Here is an 8,008-nt window from a genome sequence, read left to right on the forward strand (position 1 = left end):
TTGACAAGTTAGAGATGTTGGTCAGTTGGCTGTTTCATCCTGGTCTTAAGTATATCAATAAAAATATTAAAGTAATAGAACTAATCAGTTTATTAATTGTAGATTGGTTTACAATTTTGAATCCAGATAATAAGTTGCTTATTATGGCAGGATTGGATAAAAAAGACCATAGCCCAGAAGCATCTGATGTATTTGATAAGTTAATGGAAAAAATTATTGTTAGTACTGATATTTATCAACAAAAAGAACTGGTAGAATCTTGGATTTTATTGGCACAATATTATTTTGAAGAAAGTCAAAAAGCGGAAAAACAAGGTAATAGAAAACTTAGAAAAGAAGCAACTATTAACCGCAATATAGTCAGAAAAGTCAAAAAAAAGTTTAATACTCTGCAAAAGAAGCATTCTTATGCTAGATCTTAGAGTGATTAAAGTAGGTTAATAAATACTAACATTTGGAGATTAAGATGGAAAAACTACATCCTTTAGAACAAATTATTCGTCAGATAGACAAAGCAGAAGCATCGGCTAAATATAAAGCTAATTCTGATGAAATAGTCATTATTTTTGATCAAAAGAAAAAATGTTTTTTGAGTCGTATTCCTATTTTTAGTGGAAATAATATTGTATATTACCTAGTTTATAACACTAATAATGCCTCAAGTTTTGCTGAATCTAGGGATCTTCTTATTGAAGTGACAGACTTTGCCAGAAACCGTAAACTTGGTATCTCGCTAGATTATCGCGCTAGTTGTCCCTCTGGGAAGGAGGAGCAGGTTGCCCTAGCTCTTTGTGGCGATAATTCTCCTGGTGATGAACTTGATAAAAGAATAAAAAGATGGGTGTTTCAACTAACGGATGAGCGAGCTACGGAATTCATAGATAATTACTATACTAAAGTAGAGTGGTTACAGACTGAGTTAAAAACAAAAGCGGCAGAGGAGATTGGGCTAAAGCTTGATGTCAGATTGTCTGTAGAGAATAGTAAACAGCTAGAACCTATAAAAATTGAACCGACAGAAATTACCGTAGAGGTGACCGATTTTGCTAAAGACCGTAAACTCCCTATCTCTGTAGCGTATCGTGCTAGTTGCCTCCCTGGGAAAGAAAACCAGGTTGCCCAAGCTCTTTGTGGCGATAACTCTCCTGGTGATGAATTTGATAAAATAATAAAAGGATGGGTTTTTCAACTAACGGATGAGCGAGCTGCTGAATTCATCGATAATTACTATAGTCAAGTAAAGTGGTTACAGACTGAGTTAAAAACAAAAGCGGCAGAGGAGATTGGTCTAAACCTTGATGTCAGACTGTCTGTAGAGAATAGTAAACAGCTGGAACCTATCAAAATTGAACCGACAGAAATTACCGTAGAGGTGACCGATTTTGCTAAAGACCGTAAACTCCCTATCTCTGTAGCGTATCGTGCTAGTTGCCTCCCTGGGAAAGAAAACCAGGTTGCCCAAGCTCTTTGTGGCGATAACTCTCCTGGTTATGAATTTGATAAAAGAATAAAAAGATGGGTGTTTCAACTAACGGATGAGCGAGCTGCTGAATTCATAGATAATTACTATAGTCAAGTAGAGTGGTTACAGAATGAGTTAAAAACAAAAGCGGCAGAGGAGATTGGTCTAAACCTTGATGTCAGATTGTCTCTAAAGAATAGGAAACAGCTCGAACCTGTAAAAATTGGACTGAAAGAAATCCCCGTATACGTTAAAGATTCTGATAATCTATTAGACCTTGAGGTTGAAACTGAACTAATTGTTCATGATCAAGTAAAAGCGACATCGAATCTGGATTATGACTGTTGGAACTTTCTAACCAACCTTACTAAACGAGAAATACAAAAATACTTACGGGAAAATACTACTATTAGTAAGTTTTACTATGAATTGAAAGATACGGTTAGACACGAATTAGTTAATCACTTAAATAGTATCCTGGATAAGCAAGGTCTTAGAGTTGGATACTTATTTATCAACAGTAAAACCGTTTCTTCATCTTTACTTCCTAAAGAGCTTGTAGAAATACAGTATCGAGTTGAGTGCAAAGTACAAAAATATGCAGGTTCGGTATATGTTGAAAATAACCTCCAGATGCTTTCTCAAGATTTTAGACGATATATTTCTGCACAATCTCCTAACTTGCAGGGTTGGGTAGAGACCAAGCTAGAAAAAATTGTTAAACCGTTACTACTTGATAAAAATTATGCAGATATATTGTGCGATTTTAGTCAAGAAGCTGAAGCGATTCGGCAAGCAATGCAAATTGAAGCTGAATCTATTGGTTATCGAATTAAACACATTGTCTCTGTTCCCAAGCAGGAGCATAGTCAACTATTAGAAAAATTAGAAATAAAAGATGATACATCAGAATTTTCTACTAATTTGGCTAGTATAAAAGTTACCATAAGTACGACTGTTGATCTTAAATTTATTAGCCTAAAAAAAATTGAAGATTATCTTAATAAAACCGTTGATGACATTAAAGAGTTAATCAAAGAAACGATTAACAGGACTACCAGGGTAATTATACGCACTATTGACCCCGAAAGATTCTATATGCGTTTCTTTGATCCTAAAAGTGGTGAAAAATCCGTTGAACAAGAACTGAAAGATGAAATTACGCAAGCTTTAGAAGAGCAATTTGGAGCACAAATTATTAGAGTTGATCCTATTACTGAACAAACCGAGATTATGGATTATGTGAACAAATTAATGGGGGAGGTAGGCTCTTTTGAATGTGAAGTACTTTCTTTAACGGGTGGCGAACCTGTTACGTTTCAGGGGGATTTCAAAATTTTAGGGATTGAGCCAAATAGCTGGTATACATTTCAATTAGCATTTCCATCAATGCGACAACCCAAGGAAAAATTATGGGAAGAACATGAGGCACTCAAAAATGAATACTCTAACCTCATTAAATCCGGCGATGTAGGAAATAATAGAAATAAACTTGATAAAATACATCAAATAATTGACGCTATAAAAAATGAATACCCTGGAATAAATAAGATAAAAATTTCAATTGAAAATAGTATCACAGCTAAGTTAGAAACTGCTAAGAGTGAATTACTCAGATATACAGACTTCGAACATTTGTCTACTATGGAGAGCTACATCAATCAGTGGGCAAGGGAAAGTGTGATTGAGCAATATGGTCTAGAAATTAAAATCACAAATCTATCTCGTAGTCGCACTCAAGAAGAAAAGTCTTTTTATGAAGCTAAGGCCAAATTACAAAGGGCAAACTTAGATAAAGAATTAGCTAAAATTGAAGCCATAGACAAGGAGAGTCAGCAGCAATTAAGAATGTACTCAAGACGGAATCAAGCTCAGTCTGAGGAACTTAATAAACTCTACGAACAAAGAGCAAAAATTATTGCCAATTCAGATGTTGACCAAGATGAAATCGACGATTTGAATGAAAAAATAAATCGTTTAGAGAACGAAATTCCAAGTTTTTCTCTAGAGGATGCTGGCAACAGTATCAATAGATTAGAACCTACACGAGATAAGAGAAAAAGCGCTCTCGATTTTGAAGAGCAGATGAGTCTACCATCCAGTGAAAAAAATCAGGAGCCTGATTTTAGTGGTGAGCCAAGGATTATCAATCAAGAGGACGAGATTATATAGTGGCCAAAGGGAGCAGGGATCAGCGGAAAGAGGCCGTATCCATTAAGTTTTGTTAGACAATATTGCTTAGGCTGCGTTAGGGAGCTTTCATATTTCCCCTCTTCCCCAGGGTTAGGTTGCTCCCCGTAACGCACTACCAGGTCAAACAGCTTTTAGGAGATGCACCCCACTGGTAAACAGTATCGAAAGTCTTAAATAGGCAAAATGGAAGTAATTTTTAGAAACTATGACGGTAGTGCTGAGGAGACTCGTAAGGTTGTACCTAATTCAAGGTTAAGCAAATATCGTGAAGCACTAAAGATGCTTTTAGGATTACCAGAAAAGCCAAAGTGCAAATTTTTTTTGGAAAGAACTAACCAAGAAGTAGATGATAATTTGACGTTTCAGGAGGCAGGTATTCAGCCGAATGACACACTCATACTTTATTCACGAAATGAACAAAAAGTTAACTCCTCAGAAGAGTCTTATCAAGAGTCTTTCAGTTCCTCTCCTGAAGATACCAGAAAAGCCTATTCCTCCACCCCACCAAATAGAGAAAACAATAACTCCTCTCAAGAGTATTCTCAAGAGTCTGTCAGTTTCTCTCCAAAAGATACCAGAAAAACCGATTCCTCCACGCCACCAAATCGAGAAAACATTAACTCCTCTCAAGAGCCTTCTGAAGATCCTGTCAGTTCCTCTGCTGAAGATACCATAGAAGTCTCTTCCCCCACCCCTACTGCTGTTGCAGTATTAGCTCGAATTACGGCACTTACAGGGTTTAAAGAATGGCAAAAACCAGCAATTACAGGTGGCATCATTGGTGTATTTATTCTAATAGGGCTAATAATTCCCAGAACCAGCAGCAAAACCCCCGGTCCACAGGCATCTGAGCCACCAAGATCTCCACCTGATGGCTCAGATGCTCAGCAGAAGCAACCATTACCACCTAGTAACCCACCTAGTGGACCGAGTGTAATTATCTTAAATCCGCTTTACAATGGCTATAGTCAAAAAGACACAAAGTTTTTGCCCAGAGAAAATTTAGAAAATTTTTGTAATTGGCCTATGATAACTGGATTGGGTATTAATAGTGAGCCTAAGACTCCCCCAGAATCCTCGTTGTCTGAGCAAGACGCTGTCAACGTGATTCGCAGGTGGCAAAAGGCCAAACGTGAAATCTTTGCTCCTCCCTTCAATCGGCAACTAGGAAGCAAGGTACTTACAGGCAAAGCCTACAGGGATAACATCACAAGAACTGATAATATAGAAAGTTCCGTGGATTGGCTAGAGAACAATAACGCTCACTATACCTATGGCGTCCAAAGTATTGATAGCGTTAATACATTTGTTCCTAGTGGCGATCGCGCCACCATTGAAGTAACGATCAGTGAAGATCGTACTCTCTACGTCAATGGTAAACCCAGTAGGGATAAAAACACTGCCTTTGATACCAGCGTAATTCGCTACACCCTTCAACAGGAACAGGGAGAATGGAAGATAGCAGAGTACAAGATTTTTGAGTACTTCCCGGAAAAATAGTCAGCAACGCTACTGATTGATACTGGTGCGACCGGTGATATCTAACCAAGTTATTGATTAGAAAGCCAGTTGCTAGATGCATCGCCCTCTGGGAATTAAAAAAGCTTGGCTCTTCGGTACTTGTTACGGCGGTTTGCCCAAAGTCAATTGCAGTTTTCCATTCTTTCCATTCATCATTGATCCATAACAGGTGGGAGCATGCGCCCCCGCCAGAATGTTAGTGATAGATACCGTCTTGGACAATTATTCTTTTACGTCCTGAACTTTGACCAGCATATCCGGCCAGGAGCGCTGATTATCCATATCAAACTGTGCACCTTGTTCATCTGCCCACTTGAAGCGCTTAAGGGCAGGAGTTTGGCTGGTTGCTTGATACAACCAATAAGCTTCAGCCCTGAGCGCTTCTTGAATTGACACATCGATAGACTCATAAACGGCCTGTTTAGTCGCATTGATCGACTCGGACGGCCAAAGGGCAATACGTTTGGCAAGATCTTCAACAAAAGGTCCGATCTCTTCGGGATCCAAGGCACGGTTGATCGTACCAACCCTTTCGGCTTCATCAGCATCAAAATCACGGGCACCCAGAACAATCTCTAGGGCACGACCAAGACCGACTTGGCGCGCCATACGGGATGCACCACCACCGCAAGGTAGGATGCCCATACCAACTTCCATTTGCATGAATTTAGCTTTACCGCGAGCTGCGAAACGCATATCGCAAGCAAGGGCAAACTCATGGCCTCCACCTCTGGCAAAGCCTTCGATTTTGGCAATGGTCGCCTGAGGAAGTTTGCTGATTCGCTCTAGCACTACCTGTAGATCTAACAACTTCACCTCGTCCCGTGAAACGGCTTTGCCTGACATATCTTTCAGGAAATTAGTATCAGCATGGCACACGAAAATCTCAGGATGCGCTGATTGGAAAACCACAACTTTTATATCCCTGTCAGCTTCCAATTTCTGAGCTAACATATTCAGGTCAGCAAGCATTGGCAGCCCCTGAACGTTCACAGGTGGATAATCAAAGGTGACAGTGATAATCCCATCATTAACTTCAGCGTTAAATGTTGTAAACCCTTCATAGTTCATTTGTATTGCTCCTGGTGTTGGTTAATGTTAGAGTCCTTCGAGGGCATTCTTGCCGATCACAGGATCACTCTGCTGAAGCTCATGAGCCGCTTTAAGACAGTCTGAATCATAACATAGCTGAATTAGTATCGCACCTCGGCTAAAGAATACTTAACCCATCGTCTGGTTGAGTCTGTTGAACAAGGGGTTTGAGCCGCAACCATGCAAGAAATCACTCTAAGAACTGTACCAATTAAACCCTCTAACAATTAGGAGCCTCAAACCCTTGAAATATCCTTGACTTTACAAGCCAGATATAGCGTTTCTAGGACTCATGAGGTACACATTATTTTTTACCTCTTCCCTCTTCTCTCTTCCCTCTTCTCTCTTCCCTCTTCCCTCTTCCCTGCTCCCTGCTCCCTGCTCCCTGCTCCCTGCTCCCTGCTCCCTTTAAACCAGAAATTTGTACCTCACAAGTCGTAGAATTGCTATATAAACACTATAGTCAAAGGTCAAAATCTTCTGGATCTATCCCTTTCGCTCTTAATTGTTCCAGTAATGATTGCATACGACTTCTTTCTTGCTCTAAAGCTTTCTCTGCTTGCTCTTTGAGTTCAACAATTTCCAAATAGCTCGCGAAGGGCTCACCATTAGGATAATACAGTACCAATTCCGACTCTACTAACTCAAAGGTAATTCCTAAACGGGGACTAACCCAACCAAGCATCTGGGAGATTGCTTCTAAGGTTTTTCCTGAACGCAACCAGCCTTTTAGTGTTGTCCGATTTGGATCATAGAGATAGTACTCTTCTACCTCATGGTTCTGGTAAAACTTGAGTTTATCATCTTCTAATTCCTTGATAGTGTTTGTGTGTGAGGCTATTTCAAAAACCACCTGGGGATTAATGTTATCTTCAACCCAGGTTTTGTAAGAACGCCGATGCCCTTTCGGTCTACCGATCACCACCATCACATCTGGTGCTTGGTTAATTTTTGGTTGTCCTTCTACTGGATACCACAACAAATCCCCTGCTACAAACACATTGGGGTCATCTTTAAATCTAAGGTCTAGGCCAGACTTAATGGTAGTAATTAGTTCAAATTGAAGGGTATTGTCCGCCAAAGGTTTGCCGTCACTTTCGGGATAAAAACTATCATCAGTAGTTGGCTGTAGCTGTTGAATCATTGTAAAACGTTTACCTGAGCTGATAATGAATAATAGGGAGCAGGGAGTAGGGAGTAGGGAGTAGGGAATAGGGAATAAAATAACTAATATGGATTGCTATATCAGCTATCAGCGGTCAGCAGTTGGCCAGTGGCTGACCGCTGACCGCTAAATCCTTACACCAATCCCTTATGCGATGAAGCGTTCCCGTAGCGTGGCCTACGGCCTCAGCTTCCGCGCTTATGCGATCGCTTCAAACTTGATCAGGATCCACACCCATAGCTCGTAAACGAGCAGCCAGTTGTTCAGCTCGTTGTTGAGCTTGGGTAGCTTGTTGTTGAGCTTGGGTAGCTTGTTGTTGAGCTTGGGTAGCTTGTTGTTGAGCTTGAGTAGCTTGTTGTTGAGCTTGGGCTGCTTCTTCTTGAGCTTGCACTGCTATTTCTTCAGCAGTAGGTAGCACAATTCCCTCTAAAGTAGCCCAACGTAACCAAGTCGTATCGACATTTTTATAAACCCCTTGCCAACGAACTAAGGCTAATTCTAATCTTTCGCTAATTAGTCGTCCTTGTTCATCTTCAGTTAAAGGCTGATAGACGCCATTGTGCAATCTAAATCCG

The 8,008-nt window shown here is 40.1% G+C and carries 6 protein-coding genes; 3 read left to right on the forward strand and 3 right to left on the reverse strand.

Annotation, left to right across the window (positions count from 1 at the left end):
* The 3 genes from F6K52_RS27820 to F6K52_RS27830 form a co-directional block, all read left to right on the forward strand.
* The coding region (locus F6K52_RS27820; RefSeq protein ID WP_293086081.1) for a hypothetical protein at positions 1-422 on the forward strand (422 nt) is incomplete at its 5' end.
* A gap of 44 nt (positions 423-466) precedes the next feature.
* On the forward strand, positions 467-3,634 hold the full coding sequence (locus F6K52_RS27825; protein ID WP_293086084.1) for a hypothetical protein: 3,168 nt from the start codon (positions 467-469) through the stop codon (positions 3,632-3,634).
* Positions 3,635-3,838: 204 nt separating this feature from the next.
* A complete protein-coding gene (locus F6K52_RS27830) occupies positions 3,839-5,155 on the forward strand; it encodes an ARC6/PARC6 family protein (RefSeq protein WP_293086088.1) in 1,317 nt (438 codons plus the stop codon).
* A gap of 243 nt (positions 5,156-5,398) precedes the next feature.
* Here the strand turns inward: F6K52_RS27830 and F6K52_RS27835 are convergent, their stop codons facing one another.
* From F6K52_RS27835 to F6K52_RS27845, 3 genes are all read right to left on the reverse strand, one after another.
* The gene (locus F6K52_RS27835) at positions 5,399-6,247 is read right to left on the reverse strand and encodes an enoyl-CoA hydratase/isomerase family protein (protein ID WP_293086091.1); all 849 of its coding nucleotides are present in this window, start codon (positions 6,245-6,247) and stop codon (positions 5,399-5,401) included.
* A gap of 484 nt (positions 6,248-6,731) precedes the next feature.
* On the reverse strand, positions 6,732-7,412 hold the full coding sequence (locus F6K52_RS27840) for a Uma2 family endonuclease (RefSeq protein ID WP_293086094.1): 681 nt from the start codon (positions 7,410-7,412) through the stop codon (positions 6,732-6,734).
* Between the two features lie 232 nt (positions 7,413-7,644).
* Positions 7,645-8,008: alanine-zipper protein (locus F6K52_RS27845; protein WP_293086097.1), on the reverse strand; the 364-nt coding region annotated here is incomplete at its 5' end.

It is taken from the genome of Moorena sp. SIO3H5 (assembly GCF_010692395.1).
Classification (GTDB): Bacteria; Cyanobacteriota; Cyanobacteriia; order Cyanobacteriales; family Coleofasciculaceae; genus Moorena.